The sequence below is a fragment of the Planktothricoides sp. SR001 genome, from assembly GCF_001276715.1.
In the GTDB taxonomy this organism is placed as follows: domain Bacteria; phylum Cyanobacteriota; class Cyanobacteriia; order Cyanobacteriales; family Laspinemataceae; genus Planktothricoides; species Planktothricoides raciborskii.
The window spans coordinates 93,522-120,196 of record NZ_LIUQ01000011.1; the positions used below are offsets into that span (position 1 = coordinate 93,522).

At 43.0% G+C, this 26,675-nt stretch carries 23 protein-coding genes; 7 read left to right on the forward strand and 16 right to left on the reverse strand.

The window, feature by feature from the left end; translation table 11 throughout:
- Positions 1-183: hypothetical protein (locus tag AM228_RS35045; RefSeq protein WP_231636714.1), on the forward strand; the 183-nt coding region annotated here is incomplete at its 5' end.
- Positions 184-591: 408 nt separating this feature from the next.
- Here AM228_RS35045 and groL read toward each other — a convergent pair.
- Positions 592-2,271, reverse strand: a complete 1,680-nt coding sequence (gene groL, locus AM228_RS08960; RefSeq protein WP_054465780.1) for a chaperonin GroEL — start codon at positions 2,269-2,271, stop codon at positions 592-594.
- Positions 2,272-2,773: 502 nt separating this feature from the next.
- On the opposite strand from groL, the gene acsF reads away from it, so the two are divergent.
- The 3 genes from acsF (at position 2,774) to AM228_RS08975 (ending at position 5,219) form a co-directional block, all read left to right on the forward strand.
- Positions 2,774-3,853 carry a magnesium-protoporphyrin IX monomethyl ester (oxidative) cyclase gene (acsF, locus tag AM228_RS08965; protein ID WP_054465781.1) on the forward strand — a complete coding sequence of 360 codons (1,080 nt, stop codon included), beginning with the start codon at positions 2,774-2,776 and terminating at the stop codon, positions 3,851-3,853.
- 291 nt (positions 3,854-4,144) lie between these two features.
- On the forward strand, positions 4,145-4,849 hold the full coding sequence (locus AM228_RS08970) for a hypothetical protein (protein WP_054465782.1): 705 nt from the start codon (positions 4,145-4,147) through the stop codon (positions 4,847-4,849).
- Between the two features lie 166 nt (positions 4,850-5,015).
- Entirely contained in the window at positions 5,016-5,219 is a 204-nt protein-coding gene (locus tag AM228_RS08975) for a hypothetical protein (protein WP_054465783.1), read from the forward strand.
- Positions 5,220-5,546: 327 nt separating this feature from the next.
- On the opposite strand, the gene AM228_RS34120 is transcribed toward AM228_RS08975, so the two are convergent.
- Positions 5,547-5,717: a UPF0175 family protein gene (locus AM228_RS34120; RefSeq protein WP_322096575.1), complete on the reverse strand. Its 171-nt coding sequence runs from the start codon at positions 5,715-5,717 to the stop codon at positions 5,547-5,549.
- A 256-nt stretch (positions 5,718-5,973) separates the two neighbouring features.
- Positions 5,974-6,729, reverse strand: coding sequence for an HIRAN domain-containing protein (locus tag AM228_RS08990; RefSeq protein ID WP_054465824.1), 756 nt, complete (start codon positions 6,727-6,729; stop codon positions 5,974-5,976).
- A gap of 489 nt (positions 6,730-7,218) precedes the next feature.
- On the opposite strand from AM228_RS08990, the gene AM228_RS08995 reads away from it, so the two are divergent.
- Positions 7,219-8,451 (forward strand): DUF4336 domain-containing protein, encoded by a 1,233-nt coding sequence (locus AM228_RS08995; protein ID WP_190879899.1) that lies wholly within the window; start codon positions 7,219-7,221, stop codon positions 8,449-8,451.
- A 16-nt stretch (positions 8,452-8,467) separates the two neighbouring features.
- On the opposite strand, the gene AM228_RS09000 is transcribed toward AM228_RS08995, so the two are convergent.
- The 7 genes from AM228_RS09000 to pseG all read right to left on the reverse strand — a co-directional run bounded on the left by AM228_RS09000 (position 8,468) and on the right by pseG (position 19,300).
- Complete coding sequence (locus tag AM228_RS09000) at positions 8,468-8,968, reverse strand: helix-turn-helix domain-containing protein (RefSeq protein WP_054465786.1); 501 nt, start codon at positions 8,966-8,968, stop codon at positions 8,468-8,470.
- A gap of 464 nt (positions 8,969-9,432) precedes the next feature.
- Positions 9,433-13,260 (reverse strand): glycosyltransferase, encoded by a 3,828-nt coding sequence (locus AM228_RS09010; RefSeq protein ID WP_190879865.1) that lies wholly within the window; start codon positions 13,258-13,260, stop codon positions 9,433-9,435.
- A gap of 57 nt (positions 13,261-13,317) precedes the next feature.
- Positions 13,318-16,155 (reverse strand): TylF/MycF/NovP-related O-methyltransferase, encoded by a 2,838-nt coding sequence (locus AM228_RS09015; RefSeq protein WP_054465789.1) that lies wholly within the window; start codon positions 16,153-16,155, stop codon positions 13,318-13,320.
- A gap of 218 nt (positions 16,156-16,373) precedes the next feature.
- Positions 16,374-17,423 carry a pseudaminic acid synthase gene (pseI, locus tag AM228_RS09020; RefSeq protein WP_197285253.1) on the reverse strand — a complete coding sequence of 350 codons (1,050 nt, stop codon included), beginning with the start codon at positions 17,421-17,423 and terminating at the stop codon, positions 16,374-16,376.
- Between the two features lie 102 nt (positions 17,424-17,525).
- Positions 17,526-18,032: a GNAT family N-acetyltransferase gene (locus AM228_RS09025; protein WP_054465791.1), complete on the reverse strand. Its 507-nt coding sequence runs from the start codon at positions 18,030-18,032 to the stop codon at positions 17,526-17,528.
- Positions 18,029-18,223 (reverse strand): hypothetical protein, encoded by a 195-nt coding sequence (locus AM228_RS34125; RefSeq protein WP_197285254.1) that lies wholly within the window; start codon positions 18,221-18,223, stop codon positions 18,029-18,031. Before AM228_RS34125 ends, AM228_RS09025 begins: the two co-directional genes overlap by 4 nt.
- A 30-nt stretch (positions 18,224-18,253) precedes the next feature.
- The gene (gene pseG, locus AM228_RS09030; protein WP_054465792.1) at positions 18,254-19,300 is read right to left on the reverse strand and encodes a UDP-2,4-diacetamido-2,4,6-trideoxy-beta-L-altropyranose hydrolase; all 1,047 of its coding nucleotides are present in this window, start codon (positions 19,298-19,300) and stop codon (positions 18,254-18,256) included.
- A 42-nt stretch (positions 19,301-19,342) separates the two neighbouring features.
- Between pseG and AM228_RS09035 the strand changes: the two genes are divergently transcribed.
- Entirely contained in the window at positions 19,343-19,828 is a 486-nt protein-coding gene (locus tag AM228_RS09035) for a DUF29 domain-containing protein (RefSeq protein WP_054465793.1), read from the forward strand.
- 153 nt (positions 19,829-19,981) lie between these two features.
- Here AM228_RS09035 and AM228_RS09040 read toward each other — a convergent pair whose 3' ends face one another.
- From AM228_RS09040 to AM228_RS09070, 6 genes are all read right to left on the reverse strand, one after another.
- Positions 19,982-20,758 (reverse strand): hypothetical protein, encoded by a 777-nt coding sequence (locus AM228_RS09040; RefSeq protein WP_054465794.1) that lies wholly within the window; start codon positions 20,756-20,758, stop codon positions 19,982-19,984.
- 470 nt (positions 20,759-21,228) lie between these two features.
- Positions 21,229-21,984, reverse strand: coding sequence for a cytidylyltransferase domain-containing protein (locus tag AM228_RS09050; RefSeq protein WP_054465796.1), 756 nt, complete (start codon positions 21,982-21,984; stop codon positions 21,229-21,231).
- 225 nt (positions 21,985-22,209) lie between these two features.
- A complete protein-coding gene (pseC, locus tag AM228_RS09055) occupies positions 22,210-23,400 on the reverse strand; it encodes a UDP-4-amino-4,6-dideoxy-N-acetyl-beta-L-altrosamine transaminase (protein WP_231636715.1) in 1,191 nt (396 codons plus the stop codon).
- A gap of 10 nt (positions 23,401-23,410) precedes the next feature.
- Positions 23,411-24,418, reverse strand: coding sequence for a UDP-N-acetylglucosamine 4,6-dehydratase (inverting) (pseB, locus tag AM228_RS09060; RefSeq protein ID WP_054465797.1), 1,008 nt, complete (start codon positions 24,416-24,418; stop codon positions 23,411-23,413).
- A gap of 171 nt (positions 24,419-24,589) precedes the next feature.
- Positions 24,590-25,012 (reverse strand): DUF29 domain-containing protein, encoded by a 423-nt coding sequence (locus tag AM228_RS09065; protein WP_054465798.1) that lies wholly within the window; start codon positions 25,010-25,012, stop codon positions 24,590-24,592.
- Between the two features lie 180 nt (positions 25,013-25,192).
- Positions 25,193-25,552, reverse strand: a complete 360-nt coding sequence (locus tag AM228_RS09070; RefSeq protein ID WP_054465799.1) for a hypothetical protein — start codon at positions 25,550-25,552, stop codon at positions 25,193-25,195.
- A gap of 190 nt (positions 25,553-25,742) precedes the next feature.
- Between AM228_RS09070 and AM228_RS09075 the strand changes: the two genes are divergently transcribed.
- Positions 25,743-26,666: a cation diffusion facilitator family transporter gene (locus tag AM228_RS09075; protein ID WP_054465800.1), complete on the forward strand. Its 924-nt coding sequence runs from the start codon at positions 25,743-25,745 to the stop codon at positions 26,664-26,666.
- The last annotated feature ends 9 nt before the right edge of the window (positions 26,667-26,675 follow it).

Genomic DNA, 26,675 nt, shown 5'->3' on the forward strand with positions numbered 1-26,675 from the left:
TCCTTGCGAAGCATAATCCGTCAGGCCTTATGGCCAGAAAGCCCCTACGACTTTTCACTTCTCTTGCCCCGCACCCCCGCACCCCCGCACCCCCACACCCCACACCCCGCTCCCCATAAAAAAGCAGCTTGTCCTTTAGGACAAGCTGCTGGTTTTCATTCATCGTTGGCCGTTAACTGTTAAACAGAAAGCTTTTCTCTCACTAAAACTTTCGTCAACAGTCTCAGAGTTGCCCTATAAGAGATATTGAACTGAAGACACAATAGAACATCTCCCTTGGTATATCCTAATACAGCCGGGTACGCATCAAGCAGTTATGATGCAGAGGTTTTATCCACATCTTTCTGCATCTTGATAAATGAGCAGCGAGGTGCCATCAATCTCTATATTCTCTCTACCGATACCTTTTTGCTAACTTTCATTAACAAATGCAAGATGCTCACGCATCCAGGGCGTATCTACCAAAGCCCGCAAGAATATCCCGCGAGCGCCATTTACGTCTCGATCCATCACCTTTCCATCAAGAACCGACTTAATGGTTTTCGCCTCTCTCTGTTTCTCTTTATTAAAGATTGATGGCATCCCATTGAACTACATCATGCCCATGCCGCCCATGCCGCCCATGCCGCCCATGCCGCCCATGCCGCCCATGCCGCCCATTGGATCCCCTGCGGGCATCCGAGACGGGGGTTCTGGTTTTTCAACGACTAAAGCTTCCGTAGTCAAGACCATGCTGGCGATCGAAGCAGCATTTTGTAAGGAAGAACGAACGACTTTCGCCGGGTCGATGATTCCCACGGCAATCATATCCTCAAATTTGCCGGTAATGGCGTTGTAGCCAACGTTGAAAGCGCTTTCGCGGACTTTCTCCACAATCACCGAACCTTCAACCCCAGCATTTTCGGCAATCTGACGCACGGGTGCTTCTAAGGCTTTTTGCAGGATTTGAGCGCCGAGTTTTTCTTCCGCATTGAAATCAGCCTTAATTGCATCGATTTTCCGAATTAAGTGCAGTAAAGTGGTGCCACCACCAGGGACAATACCTTCTTCTACAGCGGCTTTGGTGGCGTTGAGGGCGTCTTCAATCCGCAGTTTGCGTTCTTTGAGTTCGGTTTCCGTGGGTGCGCCGACTTTAATGACCGCTACACCACCGGCAAGTTTGGCAATCCGTTCTTGCAGTTTTTCTTTGTCGTAGTCGGAATCGGTTCTGCTTAATTCTTTCCGCAGTTGCTCGATCCGTTTGGCAATTTCACCCTTGGTTTTGGCATCGGGTTCAGCCACGATGGTGGTGTTGTCTTTGCTAATGGTGATTTTGCGGGCAGTACCCAGCATATCCACGGTGGCGGTATCTAAGCTGAGGCCAATTTCTTCAGAAATTAATTGCCCGCTGGTGAGGATGGCAATGTCTTGCAGCATGGCTTTGCGGCGTTCGCCAAATCCAGGAGATTTGATGGCGGCGATATTTAAGACTCCGCGAGCTTTATTTACCACTAAGGTAGCTAGGGCTTCCCCGTCTACGTCTTCGGCAATGATTAATAAGGGTTTGCCTTGGCGGGCAACTTTTTCTAGAATGCCTACGAGGTCTTGGATGGAGCTAATTTTTTTGTCAGCAATCAGGATTAGGGGATTTTCAAATTCCACTACCATCCGTTCGTTGTCGGTGACAAAGTAGGGAGAAATATAGCCGCGATCGATTTGCATCCCTTCGACTACTTCTAATTCCGTGGTCAAAGATTTGGATTCTTCGGCGGTGATTACTCCGTCTTTGGTCACTTTGTCCATTGCTTCGGCAATCATCTGACCAATTTCTTCGTCGTTGCCAGCGGAAACTGTGGCTACCTGAGCGATCGCAGCCCCTTCTACGGGTTTGGCGATCGCCTTGATTTCTTCCACTAGCTTGGCTACAGTTTTTTCAATCCCCCGTCTGACTGACACGGGGTTGGCGCCTGCGGCCACAATTTTTAACCCTTCGCGAATCATGGCCTGGGCTAAAACCGTAGCGGTGGTGGTGCCATCTCCAGCTACATCTTTAGTCTTGGCAGCGACTTCTTGAATTAGCTTGGCGCCGGTATTTTCCAGAGGATCTTCTAGATCGATTTCTTTGGCAATGGTAATCCCATCATTGACAATCTGTGGGGCGCCAAATTTTTTCTCTAGAACTACATTCCGTCCTCTCGGCCCCATCGTAATCCGCACCGCATCAGCTAAAGCGTTAATTCCTTTTTCCAGCGATCGCCGAGACTCTTCATCAAATGCAACAATTTTAGCCATAGATTCTTACTGTGTAGCTTTCCAAATAGAAAATTTAGCACTCTCTGGCACTGAGTGCTAAGTCGCGGAAACCGTACATCAACATCCTGAATATTTCGGTAATCAGTATTTCCCGCCTTATATACGCCCTATATAAAGATTTACTGCGTGTTTCTTTACATAACTTTACAAACTGTTGTGAATCTTAACGATTTTGTCGTATCTTAGTCCAAGAAGCACTGATACACTGGAACTTATTAGCAAATACTGCTCTCATAAATATCCGAACAAATTCCGTTCCTGCGGATTGGGGAGATGCGGATGGGGTAAAGGAACCCTTAGTCTAGACTAGGAATGATTTTTATTAATCAATCCTTTAACCCTAGATTACCGGGGAAATCCTAAACGCCCCTTGCCCTCAACGGGAAAGCATGAGTCAGATCCATTCAGTCGGAACTGGATGGATCCGCCTGCACAGTTTCTGTCCGTTATTCATTGAAAAATTTTCTCAAGAAATCGATCTATGGTAGATTCCCTCAAAAAACCAGCGTCCTTTGAAGAACTCAGACCTGGGGTCAAAATCCCTGCTAAGGACACCATCCTCACCCCCCGCTTCTATACCACTGACTTCGATGAGATGGAAAAAATGGACATCTCACCGAATGAGGATGAACTGCAAGCTATCCTTGAAGAATTCCGCGCCGACTATAACCGTCATCACTTCGTGCGGGATGAGGAATTTAATCAATCCTTCGATCATATTGATGGAGACACTCGCCGGTTATTTATCGAATTTCTGGAGCGTTCTTGTACCGCTGAGTTTTCCGGGTTCCTCCTATACAAAGAACTGGGTCGTCGTCTTAAAGACAAAAGCCCCGTGTTAGCGGAATGCTTTAACCTGATGTCTCGGGACGAAGCTCGTCACGCTGGCTTCTTGAATAAAGCTATGTCCGATTTCAACTTACAGTTGGATCTAGGCTTTTTGACCAAAAGCAAGAATTACACCTTCTTTAAGCCAAAATTCATTTTCTACGCCACCTACCTGTCGGAAAAAATTGGTTACTGGCGTTATATCACCATTTATCGTCATTTAGAATCCCATCCCGAAAACCGGATTTATCCGATTTTCCGCTGGTTTGAAAACTGGTGTCAGGATGAAAACCGCCACGGAGATTTCTTTGATGCGATTATGAAGTCTCAGCCCAGTATTTTAAATGACTGGAAAGCTAAACTGTGGTGCCGCTTCTTCTTGCTGTCCGTGTTTGTCACTATGTACCTGAATGACTTGCAACGGGCTGATTTCTATGCTTCCATTGGTTTGAATGCTCGCGAGTACGATATTCACGTGATCGAGAAAACCAATGAAACCGCTGGTCGGGTGTTCCCGGTGATGCTGAATGTGAACGATCCAGAATTTTATCAGCGGCTGGATATTTGTGCGGCAAATAATGCTAAACTAGCTGAAATTGCAAATTCCAACACTCCGAAGTTTTTGCAGTTCTTCCAAAAACTCCCCTTGTTTGTTTCTATGGGCTGGCAACTGCTGCGGCTTTATCTGATGAAGCCTTTGGATGCTGCTACTGCCCAGGGAGTTGTTCGTTAAGTAAGTTTCTGTTTTCGTTTTCGCTCCTCTGTTGTTTCGTGTTATCGGCCCTGGTTTTACCAGGGCCGTTTTTATTTGGGGATTTGGGGATTTGGGGATTTGGGGTGTGTTGATGTAAGGCGATCGCCTTGCTATTATTGCGATCGCATGAGAGCCTCTCTTAAGAAGCTATTCTTGCAGGGGTTTTGAAACCGCTTAAGAAGAAAAATCGTTATTTTATGTAGGGGCGCAATGCTTGCGCCTCTCCGAACCCCACCTGGGGGATATTTATCGCTTAAATTAATAATTAGAATGCTATTACAAAAGTTAGGTCTGGGATTGGTCGGTAGTTTGTTGGGTTTAGGCTGTCACCTGATGCCAGTTTGGGGTCAGGGCGATCGCTCTTCCCAAATTAATCCCGCAGATTTGGATTTAAGCCCAGAAATTATTGAGGAAAGTCCGGTGTTGCAGCGCTGGTTACAGGAAGTGCCGGATGTGTTAAAAGATATTCGCTCCGATCCGAGTTTTCGCACCAGAGTCCGGGCGGGATATTCTCAGTTTCCTTCGACTGATGATGCCAGTGGGTTTAATGTGGGAGTGGAGGATTTGTTTTTGGGTGGCACAGGTCTGACGGTAAGCGGAGATTATCAGGCAAGTGGGAATGGCGATCGCACCTCCGCTGGCGCCCAATTGCGTTACTATTTATTACCCTTGGGTAACTATGTGAATATTGCCCCAGTGGTAGGCTATCGCCATTTAGAAACTGAAGCTTATTCTACCAATGGGTTAGAAGTTGGTGGCAGGTTGATGTTGGCTTTATCCCGTGGCGGCGCCGGGGATATTTCTCTGGGTTATAGTCAAGTGGGGATTGGTGGGGATGAGTCGGTGGGTTTGGCTAGTTTTTCCGTGGGCTATGCGGTGAGTCGGAATGTGCGGTTAGCCACGGATTTACAATGGCAAATTGCTGACGGGGATGATGATAGTCGGGTGGGGATTGTTTTGGAGTTGATGCCTTAAAAATTCACCACAGAGACACAGAGGACACAGAGAAGAAGATAGGGAAAATAATGACAAAAATTATTTGATAAACTCCAAGACCCCATCGGTAGGGTGGGCAAAATTTTGCCCACCCTACATACTCGCTATATATAATTGAAGAGAACAGTAAAAACCCATAAAAACCATGACCACCACTGAAATCCGTCAAGAAATATTAAAAAAAATTAGTCACCTCTCCGAGCCACAACTGAACCAAGTTCTACAATTTATTAATCAGGTGAACCAACCTTCAGAAAACACCATGACCGATCCTCTGGCAGACTTCATCGGTCAAGTAGATCATGGCACTCTAGCCCAAAACTGCGATCGAGAAATGAATCAATCTTGATTAGATCAAGCAAATCAGGCTATGCAAACCCTATTTAAAAGTTTTGAAAATCAGAAATTTCATCAAATTTTTATCAATGAAGCACGATTTGCAAAAACCTGTTCACTGCGTAGTAAATATTATATAGACAAACCACGAAGTTCATTTACGGACTTATCCTCAATGGTGGTAATGAAAGAATATGGAATTACCTTTATTTTGACGTGAGACGATCATTTTAATCAAGTTGGGATGGGATTTATTCAAGTCCCTAATTATAATTCTTGATCCTGACGATCGCTGTTTCTCTGTGTTTCTCTGTGTCTCTGTGGTAAAAAAATTTGGCAATTAATCATCACGCAATTCCTCAGCAATTTGGTCATCGGCCAGGTTAATTACCGGAACTTGTAAACGTCCGAGTTCGTACATAAATTGCAGTTTGTTCTTATGGCAAAACTCAGCGGCTTTGCCCAGAGATAACCGGCGTAATTCAAACAATTTGACTGCCAGTAAAAATATTCAGCTTCTAAAGCTTGGGGTGATTTGCCCGAAGTAATCAGTAAGTCTTCGGGATAGGGAAGAGATAGATTAGGCATAGATGTATCTCTGGTTACTTGACGTGCGATCTGAGTTATTGGTCGATTTTAGCTGACGCCAGATGCGCGTTAGCGAAGCGATCGCGGAGGGCGATCGCTCTTTAAAGGCTTATTTTAGCGGATATCCGTTTAAATAAGTAACTGAGACTCGGTGCGATCGCTCTCCCGTTGCGGATGCGCTATCGCTGTTCCCATACCTCCGATAGAATGGGTTGATATTCTTTTCCAGAGAAAGGAATAAATTTTTCTGGCCATTCAGCGGTCATGTTGCACAATAAGCGAAAATGCAGGGGGGTTGGTGCTGGGTTAACTCGCTCAACTTGTACATTTACTAACTCTGGCTTTTCTCGCACAAGTTCCAGGGCATCTGCCACTAAATACCGAGGACAATAACCGACAATATGGTGGTCTCTGGTACATAGCAATAAAGCGCGAGAGTCGTAAGGATTTTGGAATTCATTCGCTAAATACAACAGTTCATTAGGTTGCAATTCACTAATTCTTTCCACGGATCCTTTGGGTAAATACCGTAAGCCATGAGCAAAGAAATGGATGTGATAAAGTCCATTTTCATCGGGCTTAGGGCAGGGAAAAATCTCAAAAGTATCGGTGGCTTTACGGCCACCATTCCGAGAAAAAATGACCATTGGATCGTCTTGATGTTCGGGAATATTCAGCCATTCAAGATAATTCCTATATTCCGGGCGAGAAGGACGCATCAAGCGGTTAGCAAAGAAGGGAAATAAACCAAAAGATTTATATTCTCTGGTTAGTTCTGGAAATGAATGAAGTGGCAGAAATTTACAATTTTCTTCGGCATATTTCGCGCCATAAGTGTAAAGAAACTGATACCAATTTCCATCAAAGGTTAGCCGACCAATGGGAAACCAGGAACGGCTCAGTGGATCTTGCCAAGCTAAAAACAATGTTTCCATGATAAATAAATTATACAATTTACAAAAATTCATCCAACAGTAGGGGCGAAGCATTCCGGCAGATCGTATCCGCTGGAAACATTAACTTATATACCGGAATGCAACGCCGCCCTGAAGCAGGCAAGGGCGAAGCATTCCGGTATATAGGTTATGGTTGGTAATATTAAATAGACTGCCGGAATGCTTCGCCCCTACGAAATTTTTACGAAAATTTAATGTTTGTATGATAAATAAATTATACAATTTACAAAAATTCATCCAACAGTAGGGGCGAAGCATTCCGGCAGTAGGGGCGAATGGCCATTCGCCCCTACAATATTCCAAGCAATCAATTATCTGCCGGAAAGATCACGCCCGTACACTACCGGAATGCTTCGCCCCTACCGGAATGCTTCGCCCTTGCGAGGAAAATATACAGAATAGACCAAAATTTGCTAAACTCCAGAGTCGATAGATAGCAAGTCTGCAGGGGGTCAGGAAGTGGCGGGAATTAACCATAAGGCGCAAAATCCACAACTAGAATTTAGTGATTCCAGGGATATTTCTTGGCCCTGGTGGCCGTTGGTGCCACTGTATCCTTATGGTCAGCGGCGGACAATTCGCAAAGAAGTTATTCAAGATACGATTTGGACTTTTGACCAACTTCAGGGGATTTTTTATGTGGTGGTGCCCATTCGGATGACCGTAGTCCGGTTGGCACAAGGGGGTTTGTTGGTTTATGCTCCCGTGGCGCCGACTCGTGAATGTGTGAGTTTGATGCAGGAGTTGGTGGCAAAATATGGTCCAGTAAAATATATTATTCTGCCCACAGTTTCGGGATTAGAACATAAGGTGTTTGTGGGGCCGTTTGCTCGTCGTTTTCCCACCGCACAAATATATGTGGCCCCAAATCAGTGGAGTTTTCCCCTGAATTTGCCCCTGAGTTGGTTGGGGTTTCCCCGTAACCGCACGCAAGTTTTGCCCGAAAATAGTAGTCAAACTCCGTTTGCCGATGAGTTTGATTATGAGATATTGGGGCCGATTAATTTGGGGACTGGTCGCTTTGGAGAGGTGGCTTTTTTCCATAAGCGATCGCGCACTTTATTAGTTACGGATACGGTGGTTTCGGTGCCCGCAGATCCTCCGGCGATCGCACAACTCGATCCTTATCCGTTGTTATTCCATGCTAAAGATAGTTCGGCAGATATCATCAAAGATACCCCAGAAAATCGCCGCAAAGGATGGCAAAGAATTACTTTGTTTGCTTTTTATTTCCGTCCTAATGTGCTCGATGTAATGGAATGGAACCCCATGCTAAAAGATGCCCGACAAGCAAGCGATCGCTCTCGGAAAAATTACTTTGGCTTATATCCGTTTCAGTGGCAACCGGGTTGGATGCGATCGTTTGAAGCCTTGCGAGGTAATGGTCATCTCTTTGTTGCCCCAATTCTTCAGACCCTTATCCTTAACCGCGCACCAAAAGAAACTTTAAACTGGGCAAGTAAAGTCGCTCTCTGGCAATTTGAACGGATTATTCCCTGCCATTTACAAGCGCCCATAGAAGCGACTCCCCAGCAATTTCGTCAAGCATTTTCTTTCCTAGAAAAGTATCCAGCAATTAGTGCAGGAGCGTTTAATAGTAATACTTATCCTTTGCCAGAAGAAGACTTTCAATTACTTCAAGAAATCGATGCAACCTTAAATCAGCGGGGCATTGTTCCCCCAGCCAAAGAGAAAGTATAAAGAGTCTCTCAAATCATCAAAGCTCAAAAACCGCTTTCGTCGGTTGATTTACTGGCTGATAGGCGGCAAAAATCTTTCTTACTAAGGGTACATGAGCCGCTGCTTCAATCCACAGGCGAGCACCGCAGGGGCCTGTTTCGTGGGGAGTGTACACAATCCGACAGGGGCCATTAATTTCTAGTTCGTGGCATTCGTGTTGGTTTTTGCCTTCTTTGACCACAATCGGCGGCTCGTTCTGATTTTCTTTGGCGTTTTTGCCGATAATTTGCCGGTTCACTAGAATACAGGTTTCCGCTTCCCGGCGGCGCTTGTACCAGGTGCCTTTGGGACCTTTGCCGCGTTCTTCGATAACGGGCATTCCGTTAAATAAGGGGATAATCCAAACGCGGCCTTGTTTTTCGGCGCCTTTGACTCGGCCTTGTTGGAGCAGGATGCGGAGTCTGACGGTGGAAATACCTAGGTAGTGGGCGGCTTCGGTTGTGCCGATATGGGTTGGGGTGCTGTCTGGGTTGCTCATTTGTTTGGTCTCTCTTTTTACATCGTAATAGTAATATAGCTGGGATAAATCAAACCTTCAAAGGCTTTAGCTACTTTTGCAGTAACTACATCGCAATAGTAAATATGAGTAGCGGATGAGCAAAGATAAAAGATAAAAGATGATTTTCTGTAAAGCTCTCAGTTAATCTTTGTGCCTCTTTAGCCTTGGTGACTCAAATTGCGGATATGTCATTTAACTACATCGTAATAGTAAAAGGGGATGGGCTGGTTAACGACAGATAATTTTGATATTCATAAACAAATTTCTTTACAGCGCCCTCCCTTCTCAAATAAAAACAATAGCCCCGTTGAACTGATTGATGAATTCCAGAAAAACCCCACCATTAGCCTATTTTTAATCGGGATAAAGCTAGGGTGGGGCGATCTATTTATGTCCAGATTATCTGCTTCTAAGTCCAGATTATCTCCAGAAAGCAAAAAACGCTATAAAACCAGCCAATCAGGAATTCCTTGAGTATTTGGCGGGATCTGAACGGGTCGGTAGAGTTGGGCTGCGAGAAGATAATTAATTGCTTTGGGGGACTTCATCCCCAGCATCAGTTCATTGGCTAATTGTTGAACAAAAGTTTGTTCCATTGAGGTCAGGGGTTCTTTTTGCATCTGACTGTTGACTAATTTTTGATAAGCTTGCCCCAAATTACTTTGGTAGAAATGTTGCAGTTGTTCCGGTGCGGTATTTAACCAAAATTCGGCTATTTGTCGGCGAATTTGCCGCAATTCCTCGATAATTGATTGATCGGTAGGGTCAATATAATAGAGATTGGCACAACCGATCGCCCGGTTAATAAATTCTGTTGTGGTGACATCTTGGAGTAACGGATTAGACCCTAAATTCAGAGATTCTACCTGGACAGATTTTTGTTTTTCCTGCCATGTTTGGAAAAGCTGGTGAAATAGGTTGCCCATTTTAGCCGAATAGCTGCGACTATCCAAAAATGGGGGTTGGTTTTGCATTTTTTGCTGAATTTGCTGCCGGTATTGCTGACGCAATTGTCGGCTATTTGCTAAGGTGACAGCTAAGTTAATGTAAGCTGTTTCGCTGTTAGCAATTAGTTGGGGAACTTGCAGTTCGTGTAGCAATGCGGAACCTTGGCGCGATCGCAGAGTATTCCCTTCCCAAACAATGGGAGGTAAACCGATTTCTAAGGGATCAATTAAAGAAGTTGCGCCCGCATAAGGGTAGGAGTCCAGATAAATATCCGCAATTTTCAGACATTCTTTAATATCCGTCGGACTGGGTAAAGTATTAATGAACACCAGACGGTTAGAATCGATGCCATATTTGCTAAATACCGCCCGCATCAGATTAATAAAAGGAATCGTGGGATAATTCGGATTCCATGCTGGACCAAAGGGATATAATACTAATATAGAATTCGGGACTGCGGCGATAATTTTAGCCCAAGTTTCCCGGAGTTCGGGTACAATTTTGTGGAAATTTGCCCCAGAGATAAATACAATCGATTCACTGGTTGCCCCCCAACTTTGCCGGTCTGGTTTGACGGTGGCTGGGGGATGTTCTGTGGGGAAACGGAAACAAATTCCCGACCCCGGAATATTTACTAAGCGTTCGCGATATTGGTCTTGATAAGTTGGCGCTGGTGCGGTTAATTCCCCGGCAATATAATAGTCGATATGCCGCATACGGGTGGTGATGGGAGAACAGAATGAGGTGATTTGTACGCGGGCTAGACGATGCATTTCTAGTAACCCTCTTTCCCGCAAACGAGTTATGACATTCATGCCAATGAATAAAATATCTAAGTCATCAGACCGGATTTGTTTTACTTGGTCATGGATATTTTCTGGCAGTTTTACTCTAGCATCGCATCGACTCTGGCAATACTGTTCGAGGGGCTGATTTTTAAAATGATTGGCATAAAGAATTACTTCAAATTGGCTGCGATCGAGATATTCAAAAACCGGCAAAGTGGCAAAAGTTTCCGTCGATGCTTGGAAATTGCTTTTCAGAATACCAACGCGAATTTTTGGCCGCTGGGGTCGTTCAGGGAAACAGTAATCTAGCTGATATGCTTCACTTAGGGCAAACTCATTAATCTCGCTAGTTTTGATAATGATATCCTTGATATTTAGGGCATTAAAGTATAAGGGAACCAGATTCACATTTTGGGTGAATAGACGAGCTATATTTTGCCAAATCGTTGATTTTTGATTGCTGAATATGCGCTGATGGAGATAATCCACTAATCCCTGCATATAGTTGGCATAATCAGTGGTTTCACCAATTTGGTTGAACAGTTCGGGATAGTCGATTAAAAAATTGACAAAATCGTTTAACAGCCATTGGGGAATCGGCGCATTTTCATACCACCGTGACGGCAATTGATGCGATCGCGTGTAAAGCATGACTGCCAAGAGTGATTGGATACCTTGGGGTTGCCCTAATCCTTGAGCAATATTGTCAATTAATTGCTTGACAAATGGCTGTTCTGATTCGGCGATCGGCTCATTTTTGATTCGACTGTTCATTATTGTTTGATGTATTTTACCCATAACTTCACTATAAGCCGTTTCCAGTTGAGCATCACTGATGACCAACCATTGTTGCGCTAGTTTTTGCCGCGTTTGCTGGAAGTTGGTAATATTTTGCGGATCTATCTGAGTGAGTTCTCCATAAGCAGAATAAATAGAATTTTTTAAGGATTTAATTCGCGGCAAAATTGCTTGGGCTGGGGCAAAATCTGGGACTGCTTGCAGCACGGTTTTCAGAGAGTTTTCCGCTAATTGAATATTGTTTACTTTTTCGGCAATTTGAGCAATGTACCAGCTAACTCGCCAATGATTACAGCCTAAATTAATGGCCGCTAATAAGTCAGCAAGTGCTTGCTCATATTGTCCTAGCCGTTGTCGGACTAATCCAGCCCATAACCGCAAGTAACCATCATTGGGATAGAAGGCTTGATAATCTAATAGTCCGCCTCCACCCAAGGTATAAATTAATTTTGATGATTCAGAAATTTGGCGATCGCTGTCAAAAAGTTCTTGAATATCATCTGAAGTCATGCTCGTGTTAAATTGGGGAGCAGTTTGCCCAAGAGATTTGATAAATAATTCAGCCCCAGAGGGTTTAAAAGGATCGCCGATTAAGTCGTCAAAAGTCACGGGTTGTTGCAGCAAACTGCCAGTGGAGAAACCGGAGAAACCCGGTTTTTTCAAAAAACCGGGTTTCTTGGCTTTCGGTAATTTTAGCAGGCGATCGTAAATGGGATTTATTTGCTTGGCAGCATTTTCTGCCCCAAAAATTTGTTGAGCATAAACCCGCGCATTTTGACCTAATCTTTGCCGTTCTTCAGGATGATGATAAAGATATTCTATCGCTTGTTTATATTCTAATTCACTGTCAACAATTAACCCAGTAAAGTTATCGACAATCAGGCGTTTTACCCCGCCATAAGGAAAGACCACCGGGGGGATTCCGGCATACATTACCTCTTGTAAATTTAACTCCGCAGCAGCATAAGTATCTTCACAAAGGGGATAGCCATAAACATCTAATATTTCTATGACTGATTTAATATCATCTACATACCCCCGAAAGTCAAACTTTGCTAAAGCCCCAAGGTCTTGGGCTTGTTGTTTGAGATAAGCTTCAATTGTTCTGCCACCACAGACGATAAACTTCACATTGGGAATCTCAATTTTAGCACTCATTGGCACATAATTCGGGTGCATTTTGGTAAAATACACAGTGCCAATATAACCGACATTAAATGTGTCGTGAGGTTTGGTTTGGATATTTTCAACTCTGGCAAAGTCTGCGGCATCATAAACCATGCCAATTTTCTCCAGTCTTACCTCTGGTGAGAGATTCTGAAATACGGGAAGTTCAGCGGTATAAGGATTACAAGGAATGGCAAAATCTGCATATTCTACTAATTCCTGGGTGATGATGTGGGGTGGGTATTCACCAGCAATATGAAACCAAATCAGCAAGCGACAGGGGGGCAGTTCTGACGTAAGCAGGTCATAAAGATCGGGATTATTCCAAAAATGAATATGGACAATATCGGCGCTGGCAATTTCGCGATCGCGTTGAGATTTATCTGGGCAGTTGATGACAGTCATTCCCCCTGCTTGGGCTAATTCTAAAGGCAACGAATCGGCACAAGGTTGCAAAGAAATTACATGATGCTGAAAATTACCAAGATGGGCAGAGTATTTGGCGATCGCGATCGCTGACCGGGTTGCCCCTCCTCGCGATAACTGATGAATGATATGTAGAATTTTCATTTGTTTCATGGGTTGCTGAATTTGAAAACGGCAGAAAGTAAAAACTTTAGAATCATCTTAAGACAAAAGTTTACGATAAACCCGAAGCGTAGAAAAAACGCCGGGAATAATGGGCAAATGTGCCTGAGTTTGAGTAGGATCCGTTGGATATAACAAAGGTACTTCTATCCGTTCGCAAGGATAAGTTTTGTCCATTAACTCTTGACAAGCTTGCCGAATTCCTGGCTCTTTGCCACCATGATGAAATAAAATTGCCGTGCGATTTTCATCATTCAGGGGCGGTAAATAATCGTGAAATACCATAATTCCCCCAGGGGCTAATAGCGGAAAATAATTCAGAATATCTTGCCGAACCCCTTCATAACTATGATCTCCATCAACAAAAATAAATACGGGCTGTTGACCATCCTGAGCAAATAAAGACTGTAATTGCGGGGCGGCTTGATGAGATAACATTCGCAAGTGTGTGACTTCATTCTTAAAATGTTGGAGAACTGTTTGTAATTGGGGATGTCCACCGGGATCGATCGCAAATCCTTGGCACTGTGGCACAATTCGTTTAAATGTTTGACATTCTAAAAACAAAGAACTGCCCGCATAAGAGCCAATTTCCACAAACCGCAATGGGGATGAGCTTTGTGGTAGCAATTGGCGTAAAACATAGTAAAGTTGAAACCGTTCGTTTAATGACATTTGACTTTCAATTCCATAAGCCACCGGGTCATCTTGATAAAACTCGCGGATCAGATCGCTTGGAATCATCGGATTCAAAGGAAATTTATCTGGTTTTATGAAAAAAACGCCGGTTTCATCAATGGGTTGAAGATTCAATGTAATTTGTTTTTGCTCGGCAAATTCGTGAACCGCTTGGCGACAACCTTCCCAGTGACCATAATCATCGACTTGAATATAACCATCATTCACCACTCGGTCATATAAATTCTGAAAAATTACCTGGGTTGATTCATACCAATCACCATCGACGTGCAACAGAGAAATCATGCCCACCATATTTCGCATTTTGGGCAAAGTTTCTTGAAAATAACCTTTAACGGTTTTAACAATTTGCCGCACTTTTAACTTAGAACAAATTTCTTGAACAGTAGTTTCTGGTGCGGCACAGGTGCCGGTTCCCCAGCCGGTTTGATCCGCAGGAATTCCCTGATGTCGATCTTTTTCTGTGGGGGCTGGCATTCCACTAAAAGAATCAAAGGCATACAACCAACGGGGTTGTTTACTGTACCGTTGAATTACGGCAGCCATTAATGCGGTGGAACCCCCCCCAGCAACGCCACATTCAACAATATTACCGGGAATATTTTTTTGACAAATTTGCTTGACCAAAGAAAATAATGAATATAAACGGGCTTCGCTTAACATGGTGTATGGGCGAACAATTTCCAGTAATTGTTGAAATTCTGGATCGTTAATTTTCCCGGTGATTAGCTGCGGATATTGATCTAGTAGTTGATTTTTCAGGGTTTGCGCTGCGGTATTTTGGGGAAAATAGCGGAGTTCTTCTTGTAACGCTTGGAGGGCAGCGCCTGGTTGATGTTGATTGAGAAAACAAATTCCTCGCAAATAATCGATGTTTTGCGTGTATTTTTGCGTTGTGGTTTGCAGTTTTTTGGCTTGGTTTAATAAGTCAAATGCTTGGGTATGATTCTGCGTATTTATGGCTTCGGTTGCTTGTTCAACTAAATTGGCGGCAGAAATGCCTTGTGCAGAACTGGGCTGAATTTCCATGAGTAACTGTCGGGCTTTTGGATGTTCTGGAATAGCCGCTAATAAGATATTTAAGCTTTCTATGGCTGCCTGATTTTGCCCCATTCGCGCTAAGGCGATCGCCTTGCCATAGTGCAGTCCCGGTTCATTCGGTAAAGCGGCGATCGCCATTTCCAGAACTTTTAAATTTTCGACATTTTTACCCTGATTCAAGTATTTGACTGCTGACTGAACCAGGAAATAATTATATTCAGTTTCGGCGGCTAATAGTTGAGAACGCATTTGTTCTGGAGATAGCAAAAATTTTGCTCCTAAATATTCATCGACTATGGCCATTTGTTCTAGGTTTGTTTCAGGATGAACATTGGTAAACAACTTCTTTAATTGTTCTTCTCTCATCGCCGGAGGTGGGGCGAAATGTCTTAAAAACTTATCATCTCCTTGTAGTTCATAATCCGGCGCTTGATTCAAGTGAAAATAAGCACACCCTGCCTTAACCGCGTAAAATAAATGAGAGCCTAACCCATTGCTAGAGGCATATTGATGCAGAGAACACAAGTGATAAAAGCGAAATAAAAAATCCGGGTCATATATATGACCGGCAGATACAACTCGCATCCCTCTTTTTTCAAAAGGAATGTGCCGGCCTAAATGATAATCTTTCCAGTAAATACAGACGGTAATCGGCTTGAGAGTATCAGGCAGTTGTTCTAGCTTTTCGGCCAGAGATTCATCATCCATTTTCACGATGATGTGATGGGTAGAGTGAAAAGGGAAAAAAATCGTTCCCTGGCGCTTGGGTTTTGGCTGATTTTTTAATAATTCTATTAAATATAAAAATGGAGAAACCGCCGGGATAACTTGTTTGCGAGGATAGTCATTAGGCAGTTGTTTTAGATAACTTTTTACTCGATAAGGTGGGTAAGCCCAGATTGTGGGTAGGAGTGATTGTAACTCCGCTTCCCAAACTTTATCATCACTTAAGTTAACCCCGTGAGGCACGATCGCTTTTAGGGGATAGTTCGGGGATAAATTCGCATATTTTTTAATAATTAAATCAATGCCATAGAAAGCATTACCGGCAAAAAATTCCGAAGTTTTTTGAGGTCTATCTGCACAGAGTTGATTCAGATTTTTTTGCTGTTCCAGGGTTTGTTCTAAGGTGAGCATTTGTTTTTTTACTAAAATTAATAACTACCAGGAGTTTTTGGTGCGTTACATTCCGCTGCGCTGCATTAACGCACCCTACGGCTTTTTTGGTGCGTTACATTCTGCTGCGCTGCATTAACGCACCCTACGGCTTTTTTGGTGCGTTACATTCTGCTGCGCTGCATTAACGCACCCTACGGCTTTTTTGGTGCGTTACATTCTGCTGCGCTACTCAGGTACTATAATAGATTCCAGGTGACAGGCGTGCCGATTTTAACATCTTGTTTAATCGTTTTCCCCAACAGAATATCATAATATTTAGCTGGTAAACCCAATCCGGGGCGAACAATTCTCAGATTCTCTGGGGTGAGAATTTCCCCAGCTTTCATGTCTTGGGAAATGTAAAGCGATCGCCGAAAAATTAAAGATTTTTCTTCTGCCCTGGTTCGCCCATATTGGATTTTTCCCAAACTCTGACAAGCTCTTTGTGATTCTACAACTAATTGCGCCATTTCTTCGGGTTCCATAGAAAAAGCTGCATCCACACCCCCATCAGCACGACGCAAAGTAAAGTGTTTTTCAATCACCGTCGCACCCAAGGCAATACTGGCGATCGCGACCCCAATTCCCATCGTGTGATCGGATAATCCCACTTGGACATTAAATAAATCTCGTAAATGGGGAATCGTCAAAATATTGCTATTTTCTGGGGTGGCCGGATAGGTGCTGGTACATTTGAGTAAAATGATATCCTGACAACCTGCTTCTCTAGCGGTGCGGACTGTTTCATCTAATTCGGCTACGGTTGCCATGCCGGTAGAAATAATCATCGGTTTGCCGGTACTCGCGACTTTACGAATTAATGGTAAATCCGTATTTTCAAAGGAGGCAATTTTATAACAAGGGACATTTAAAGATTCGAGAAAATCCACCGCAGTCTCATCAAAGGGAGTGCTAAATCCAATTATATTCAGTTCTTTACAGCGATCGAAAATCGGTTTGTGCCATTCCCACGGAGTATAAGCTTGTTGATAGAGTTCATAGAGAGAATAACCTGCCCATAAGCTGTTTGGGTCATCAATAAAAAACTCGCCTTTCTTGATATCTAAAGTCATCGTATCGGCGGTGTAAGTTTGCAGTTTAATCGCCTGTACCCCCGCTGTAGCTGCTGCTTCTACAATTTCTAATGCTCGGTCTAAAGATTGATTGTGGTTGCCGGACATTTCGGCAATGATAAACGGTGGATGACTGACTCCGATATTTTTCTCAGATATAACGATATTTTTCATAATTTATCAGGTAAATATATCAGGCAATTATATCATTTAATTAGAAAAAAATGCAAGATTCTTTACCCCCCTTTTTAAGGGTGGTTGGGGGGATCGATTATATCAAGTAGTTGTTGCGCGGATGTTTTTGACTAAATGCATGGCTAGTTGGTTATTTTCCGTTGATTTCGGCCAATTGATTGTACCGATTTCTACAAAACCGGCTTTGATAAAAGACCGGATGGATGACTGATTCTCTGGTTTAATATAAGCATGAATTTGGAGAATTTTCAATTCTTTAAATAGGCGATCGCTGCCTAGTTTGATTAAGTCACTGCCATAACCTTGATGGCGATAATCACTGGCAATACTGATAGAGATTACCGCTTGATTATCCTGAATTTTATAACGAATTTGCCCTATGGGAATATTGTCTAAATTTATTGCAATGTAAATGATGCAATTTGGATTTTTGACTTGAGCATCAAACCATTGAATGTGCTGTTCCCAAGGAATAGGCTCTGATGAAAAAGAAGCCGCACGCACTTGGGGGTCATTAGCCCATTCCCAGAGTAATTGAGCATCACTTTCTTGCACTGTTCTTAAGCGTAACATTTGGGTTTGCATCATTGGTTTGCATCATTGGTTTGCATCATTGGAATCACGCGATCGCTTTCGTGTTGCGTCCACAACGCTTCGCGAACAAACTTTTCCACACCATAAATCAAGTAATCTCTAGTTGCATCACTCTCAGCCATTGGCAAACCATCGCTATCAGGATAAGTAACATCAAAAAGTGAGTATCTTAGGGAAGTTGTCATAATTTAGACCCCATAAAACCCGATTCAAAACTAGACTAACATATTGACAATTTCTAAGACAACTTGCCTTGCGCCATTGCCATCAACTAACGTTTGTCCTTTTTTACTCATGGTTTCAACCTTGAGACCTTCCCATAGCAATTCTTGCAATGCCAAACCAATTTTATCGATAGTCACATCCTGATGCCAACCCAGATTAATAATTACACCTTGACTATCTAATTCAGCCGCGATCGCCCGCTGATTTTCCGCCAAAACTAACACAATACTCGGCAAACCCATAAACGCTAATTCCCAGCAAGTGCTACCCCCAGCGGAAATTGCTATATCTGCCCAAGCCATTAACTCTGGCATATTAGTGACATTCCGCTGCAAACGAATAGGAATTAGTGAATTTTGTACCGCTATTTCTAAAGAGTTATAATGGGGGTTACTTCCCCCCACCACCACTACTACCTCTAGTTCCTCAACTGCCAAAAGCTGCAAAGCCTGAATCACTTTTAACGTCACATTATCTGGATCCGATCCTCCCAATGTCACCAAAACTTTTTTAGCTACTGGTGATACCGTTCGCTGCCATTGCTGCCAAGGCCAAAATTCCCGCCGCAATAGGGTGTAACGAGTGCCAAGCAATAGCTGAGTATAAGGTTCGCGATGCTGATACCATTGCTCGTTAGCCGAGATATTTTGATTCAGGATCAAATCAGCATAATAGTGTGCCGCGTGTCCATAATCATCGATAAATAATAAATTTAATTTAGATTGCTTAAGGATTTGCTGATATTTTCCCCCGAAATGATACCCATCAAGCACAACCCAATTCGCCTCAAACTGATGCGCTAATGCCGCAGTTTCCTGGGCATCTGCTAAACTTCCTGGTTCTGTGGTCAATTGGCCAAATTTCATTCCTTCTGACTGGAGGCGTTCCTCCAAGGCTGGGACATAATTTGCCATGATAAAAATAGGCTGTCCTTGGGTATCTTGCCATGTTTGAGCAAGTGCCAAGCAGCGCATCAGATGACCTGAACCGATCTTAGTGGACGCATCTACGCGGATGATGATATTTTTGGATATCATAGCAAATAGTACAACTTATTATTGTTCAAATCCTTAATCATAATGAATTCTAAAACAGTTTCACAATACGAACAAGATTTTTATGGCTGGACACAGTGGCAAGTAGAGGTACTCGCAAAAAGACAAGTATCAGAGTTAGATTGGCAAAATTTACAGGAGGAGTTAGAAGCTTTGGGGAGACAGGAATACCGAGAATTAGTCAGTCGTCTTACTGTCTTGTTAGGGCATCTTCTCAAGTGGGAGTATCAACCAGAAAACCGTTCTCGCAGTTTGTTTTTGACTATACGAGAACAACGGCGGGCAATTAATCGCCATTTTTATCGCAATCCTAGCTTAAAGTCTCGCATCTTTGACGCTTTAGAAGATGGCTTTGAAGCAGGAGTTGATTTGGCTTTACGAGAAACAAACTTGCCATTAAAAACTTTTCCAGAAAAATGTCCCTATAAGTTTGAGGACGCGATGGCGCATCCGCGCCGCTTCGCGATCGCAGATAGTTTTCTGTGCGATACCAGCCAAGATTGGGAATAATTTACGGGCAGAAATAAATGCACCACAGACCCCATTAGTTATAACATTCGTAGGGGGGGCTTGCATTTTGCCCACCCTACACCTACAATCCTAAAATAAAAAGGTGTGTTATGTAGATTAACACACCTGACAAAATTGGCATTGCTGAAGGGCTTACTCAAAGGATAGTTTATGATTGGGCGATCGCTTCAATTCCAATATAGATAGGATGATAGGAACAGGAAGAACTAAAACCGTATAGAAATTGGTTAGGGATCTGAAGAATAAGCGTTGTCCGGGATCGTGGATAAGATCGAGAATAGGATGTCCAAAGGCACTTGATAGTCCAATGACCGTATAGGCTACTGTTACTAAGAATAACACCACAAGATAGCCAATGGCCATGAGTCGGCTATTTTTAAAGGGTAGTGCCTTCATCGCATAGAAATACAGGGCATTCTCGAAGGCTACCAAAAACAGAAGAAACTGAAAGCCGATATAGGGGAGATAATGATACAAGAAGTTGACTTCTGGACTCCAGACAAACACAATTCTGAACCAGACAGTCAAGAGAATTTCAATGGGCAAGAAAATTCCCGATACGACATAGGCATATCGTGGAGCTTTGTTTTCCTTATAAGCATCTTGAATTCTCAAAAAATTGAAAATTAGATAAAAGAGAAAAGGAACTTCCCACAAGGGTAGAAGCATCGCCGAAACCGTTCTACTGGGTTCATGATCCAACCAATTACAGGAGTGATTAAACCCAAACAATTTATAGATTGCAGTGGTATGAGGATCAACGTCAACCAATGTTTTAGTCAAAATCGCTCCGACAAGCAGTATGATAATCAATGACACATAGGAAATAATTCTAAGAATTTCTGGATTAAACGTCAAACTAAAAGCATAGTTTAGGGCATCATTCTTAGTTGACTTGTCAACAGTCATGTTTGCTTTACCTCAATAAAACGGTGATTTTCATTTTGGATAACTGAGTAATTTAGGTTTGAAAAACCTTACTATTACTCAATTTAAGACAATTTTGCTGAGAACCTTCTCCAGATTTGTCGGTCGCTAATCTGAAAACGAAACCCAACAGCATCTATACAGCAATCAAACTCATTTTATTTTAATATGCAATATCACAGCAGTGTGGAATGTGGACATAAAACTTTACATTTGACTCAACAAGAGTCTCTGGCAGAAAATCTTAGCGCCAATGGCTCACAGAAGAGCGCCGACTCAATTCTTGCAAATAAGGAAAATTACTTAGTCAGGCATATTCATAAAACAGATGTATTTCCATCAACTGTAAAATCAAATATAGCAATTGTCATGGTTATGAAGTACAAAAGCGGCGATCGCACTAGATTATCGCACTAGATTATCGCACTAGATTATTGTGGGGATTGATTGATTTACTGCCCATATTTTTTCTGTTCTATATGACTATTAATAAAATACCACTCAGGATACTTTTTTATTATACTCAAGCAATCGGCTAAAGTAAAATGCGGTTTTTCTGGATAAATTATTGTCAGGATTTTCTCAATTAAATCAAAATCTTCGGGAGTATCTACCGTCCAACGATGGTGACTACAATCTTCCGCATAAACCATAGAACCTAAACGATATCGTTCTGGTTGTCGGTAAATAAAAGGGGTAACGTGCTCGCGGTCTGGTTGTGCTGTGGCTTCTAAAAAAGCCTCTTGCAATACGGAAAAAGAAAACACTTCCGTATCCATCCCTCTGGGATAACTGCGTTCTAAACAGTTAGACACATAATCATAAAAACCGGGTTTTTTCAAAGCATCCGGTTTTTGCAAATAATAAGCGATCGCTGATGAAATCACATCCGGGTCAATTAAAGGACAATCAGAAGTCACCCGAACCACCACATCGGCTTTATGTATTCTGGCAGCCTGATAATATCTAGCTAAAACATCAGTTTCAGAACCCCTAAAATAGGCAACAGAAAGACTATTACATAACTCAACAATAGGTTCATCACTGTGATTAGTCGTGGTAGCAATAACAATTTCATCCGCTAATTTTACCCTTTGCAATCTTTCAATTTGATATGCCAGCAAAGGTTTTCCCAATACTGGCTTAAGAACTTTCCCCGGTAAGCGGTTAGAAGTCATTCTGGCTTGAACAATAATCGCAATTTTCATATCAAAATTTCCTGTAGGGGCGAAGCATTCGCGGAGATAATCTGTCGGTTAACCTGGCATCTTGATGCGCGAATGCTTCGCCCTTACCTCTATATTGAGAAACATCATATCAAAATTTCCTGTAGGGGAAAAGCATTCGCGGAGATAATCTGTCGGTTAACCGGGCATCTTGATGCGCGAATGCTTCGCCCTTACCTCTATATTGAAAAACATCATTTAAAAACATCAGAAATCACAACATTCAATAATATCCCGCAAAACTGCCACAACTCGGTTTTGATTTTCTTCACTTAAACCATAATACAAAGGAAGACTAATCGCCTCTTGATAATATGCTTCAGCTTCAGGAAAATCCCCCGAAGCAAACCCTAGTTTTTGATAATAAGGTTGAGTATGAACCGGGATATAGTGCAAATTTACTCCAATCCCAGCCTGTCGTAAATCCTCAAAGACTTGGCGATGAGTTTGAGCAATTTGATCCAGTTTCAGCCGAATAATATAAAGATGCCAGCTAGATTCAGTATCAGGATGTTGCCAAGGTAAAACTAGGGGAAAATCTGACAACAACTGATTATAACGTTCCGCTAAAAATCGACGACGGGACACAAATTCATCCAAACGTTTCATCTGACTTGCACCCAATGCCGCTTGAATATCAGTCATCCGGTAGTTAAACCCCAACTCTAACTGCTGGTAATACCACAACCCATGAGACTCACCCTGCATTAACTCAGGATTGCGGGTAATGCCGTGAGTCCGCAACCGCATCAGCTTTTCCCACAAATCGGCACGATTTGTCACCACCATACCCCCTTCTCCAGTGGTAATAATCTTCACCGGATGAAAGCTGAATACCGCCATATCTGAAAACTGACAATTTCCTACCGGACTGCCCTGATATTTCGCACCAATAGCATGAGAGGCATCTTCCAAAACTGTAAAACCGTACTTTTCAGACAAAGCGGCAATCTTATCCATCTGGCAAGACTGTCCTGCCAAATGAACGGGTACAACCACCTTGGGCAGTTTACCGTCTCGTTCAGCCTGGGAGAGTTTCTGTTCCAGGGCAGTAACACTCAGATTGTAGGTCTGGGGGTCAATATCCACAAAATCCACATCTGCACCACAATACAAACCACAATTTGCCGAAGCGACAAAAGTATTCGGCGAAGTCCACAAGATATCACCCGCCCCCAGTCCCAGGGCTAAACAAGCAAGGTGCAAAGCTGCGGTAGCACTAGAAACCGCCACCGCATAATTAACCCCACAATACGCCGCGACTGCCTGCTCAAATCGTTCTATGGTCGGCCCTTGGGTAATCCAATCTCCGCGCAAAACAGAAATCACCGCATCGATATCTTGCTGGTTAATATCTTGTCGTCCGTAAGGAATAAAATCACTCATTAAATCACTCATTGAAAATCACTCATTGACTGATTGCTTCGACTGATTGGTTCAAAATATTTAACAGTTGACTGGCACTGAGCCATTGGGTATTTTGATCGGAACTGTATTGAAATCCCTCGCCCACCGATGAGCCGATTTCACCCAAAGGATTATGAGTAAAATCTACCGGCTGTGTAAACTGAATCGTGGGCTTAATCACATAATGATCCGCAAATTCTACCGTCAAATGGGAATCATCCCCAGGACATAAAACTTCGTGCAGTTTTTCTCCTGGTCTGATGCCAATAATTTTAGTAGGCATTCCTGGGGCTAAAGCGGCGGCTAAATCGCTAATTTTCATCGACGGAATTTTCGGCACAAAAATTTCTCCCCCCTGCATTCGCTCAAAGCATTTGAGCACAAAATCTACTCCTTGGGGAAGGGTAATCCAAAACCGCGTCATCCGGGGGTCGGTAATTGGTAATTCCTTCGCCCCTTCCCGAATCAATTTTTGAAAAAATGGCACAACGGAGCCTCTAGAACCCACCACATTTCCATAACGAACCACAGAAAAGCGGGGTTTTGGACGACCGACAATATTATTAGCAGCCACGAACAATTTATCCGCAGCTAATTTAGTGGCACCGTAAAGATTAATCGGATTTGCTGCTTTATCGGTGGATAGGGCAATGACTTTTTCTACTTGATTTTCAATGGCTGCATCAATAACGTTGTTCGATCCGTGAATATTGGTTTTGATGCATTCCATTGGATTATATTCGGCGATCGGAACGTGCTTGAGCGCGGCAGCATGAATCACATAATCAACTCCATGCATGGCTCGTTGCAGTCGGGGAGCATCTCGCACATCACCAATAAAATATCGCATGACTGGGGAGTTAAACTCTTGAGCCATTTCATATTGTTTGAGTTCGTCCCGCGAGTAAACAATGAGTTTTTTCGGTTGATATGATTGGAGAATATGTCGAATACATTCTTTGCCAAATGACCCAGTACCGCCAGTGATTAAAATTGTTTTTTGATTCATAGAAAATATTTGTTTAATATTTTTTTGATAAATATTTTGATTATAGCGGTTTTTATAGGATGAAGTACAGAGGTTTTATAGATTCCCGCCTGCGCGGGAATGACAGTTTTTTTGTACTTCATAACTCCGCAAAGTGCTGTATATTTTTATATGTTAATCTAAATCTAATTTTTACAGTTTATATTCCATTTCAAATAATTCAACTTCTGTAATATTGGCAATATCAGATTTCACATTCATTTCCGCTTCGGCTAATTTCTTAGCTTTGGCAAATAATTCATCGGGCAAAGTCTCCAGATAAGATTTTAAGCTGGGTTCATCGGCCAGTAAATCCTGGATTTCCATTCGCGCACTTTCAATGGAGTAAACCCAACTGGGCGTGCGTTTTTCCGGCTGAGTTTTCCATTTAATAATATGCATTATTAAGCGAGTTATTTGACTTTTTAAGGCTCTTTTGTCTGCACGGCTCAAGGCTTCAATTAACTCCTCTATTCCGGATTGGGCAGATTCGATATGATTTGATGCTAGTTCATTTTTAATCGCGATCGCGGTTTGGTAATGAGAAGTCATTGCTAAATCTTTCCATTGACTCATAATTGCTTAATTTTTGTGATAATTTTGTGATAATTTTGTGATAATTATCAGCGGATGAATCCAGTGTGATTATAGCACAATTATAATTAGACTTTTCTAGAATTTCCGCTGAGTGATTTAATTGAAGTTATTAGGGGCAATCGATCGCGGGTGGTTGCCCCGATATAAATTTAACTAATCTTAACCAAATTGTTCGAGATATTGGTTAATATCTTCTATTAAGCGAGTCAATTCGGCTTCGCTACTTAGGCGAATGCGATCGTCTCGCAGGGTAATCAGCACTTTAGCCGCAAAAGGACTGGGATAAATATTGGGATTACAGAAAATTTCCAGAAACACATCCCCGGTATATTGATATTCCATCGGTTTTTGGGGACTCGGTTTTCCTGGCGCTGCCCCAGGTGTAGATTTGGCGGCCACCGCTTTTAATTTCTCCATCAATTCAGCAATGTGTTTTTGTAGCTGTTTTGCGGATTCGGGGGTGAAGCGAAAGCTCACTGAGCCCTGTAAGAGATTGAGGGTAAGTTGAGTTTCGGACATGGATGCTCTATCCTAATAGCCTTGCTATTCTATAGTAATGGTGAACGGAAACGCTCTTAACTTTTGTGAGCAAATTTCTTTCCATCCGCGATCGCGACCCCCCATCCTCGATATGGGTGCTTGGACGTAGCGTCCCTACCCCAGTTAATAAATTGTCATAAGATAATATATAGGTCTTAAGGAAAAATCTGTGGCTACCGATAATCGGACAGAAGTCCGCAAAGTATTACTCATCACCCTAGCATTGAATGTACTGGTGATGATGATTAAAGTCGTGGTGGGAACTTGGACGGGTTCCCTGAGTTTACTTGCGGATGCGCTACATAGTGTCACCGACAGCGCCAACAATGTTTTAGGACTAATTACCAACCGTCTGGCTTCCCCCGAACCCGATCGCCACCACCCCTATGGACACCAAAAATTTGATGCGGTGGGCGCCCTAGGGATTGCCGCTTTCTTGGGGGTTGCTTGCTTTGAAATTTTGCGTGGGGCGGTCGATCGCCTGCTGAATGGGGGCGATCAGGTAAAAATTGCCCCTAACGAACTTTGGCTGCTGCTAATCGTTTTGGGGATAAATATTTTTGTCGCCTTTTATGAACGGGCAGTAGGCACTCGCATTGGTAGCAGTATTTTGGTAGCAGACGCCAAACATACCATGAGCGATGTTTGGGTGACGATGTTAGTGATTGCCGGATTAATCGGCGTTTGGCAAGGGAATATGTGGAACTTGCCCCAGTTGCAATGGCTGGATGTGGTGCTGGCATTTCCCGTCGCCTTATTAGTGTTTAAAAGTGGTTGGGAAGTGCTGACGGAAAATTTGCCTTGGTTAGTGGATGAAATGGCTGTGGCACCAGAAGCAATACAGGCGATCGCCATGCAAGTTCCTGGAGTCCTCAACTGTCACGACATCGCCTCCCGTGGCGTTTTGGGTCGCCAAGTCTTTATTGAAATGCATATGATTGTCAATGCCAAAGACGTGGAAACCGCCCACCGCATCACCGAAGAAGTAGAAGCCCGTTTACAAGCCAAACTAGCCCCCGCCCGCATCTTAATTCACATTGAACCCCCCGGTTATCAATCGGATCAGATCACATTCGATACTTATCTGCATTAGATGTTTGTT